The 512-nt window shown below is 66.9% G+C and carries 1 protein-coding gene; it reads right to left on the bottom strand.

The window, feature by feature from the left end; all coding sequences use genetic code 11:
• Nucleotides 1–512 (bottom strand): SOS response-associated peptidase (locus ACXJ3V_RS20830; protein ID WP_457102258.1); only part of this gene is annotated, 512 nt, incomplete at both ends.

Below are 512 nucleotides of genomic sequence, written 5' to 3'. Positions count from 1 at the left end.
GCATTGAYCGTGAGCATCGTGAAGCTCAACKCCCACTCGCKGGTCTGCGRGTTCTTCCAKGGCGACCACAGGCCGGCCACGCCCAGCGTCTCRTCRTTGGCGGCGGTGATGCGCGTGGGGATGAACTTGCCGCTGCGCCAGTCCGRCTCGTAGATCGCCTCGCACGGCACGATGCAGTGCCGCGGCTTGGCCCAGGCGTTCTTGAAAGTCGCCAGCTCGCGCACGGTCTCGGTGCGCGCGTTGTACGTCTGCAGGCCGTACTTCACTTCCTTGGCGAAGCCGGGCAGCAGCCCGAAGTGGCCCTCGACCACCTCGAAGTCCGGCACCGCCTCGTCGCCCGACTCACGCTCGGGTGGCCGGCGGATGATGGGCGCCATCTGCGTCGGGCAGATGTGCAGGCCACCCGGCGGCGGCTCCCAGCTCGGCGGCAAGTGGATGCCGAAGTGTTTCTCAATTTGCTTGCGGCGCTTCTCCGCCTGGTAGTGGCTGCACATCAGCGCATTGTGCTGGAG

It is taken from the genome of Microbacterium sp. P5_E9 (assembly GCF_054049175.1).
This window is presented reverse-complemented; position numbering and strand designations above follow the sequence as displayed.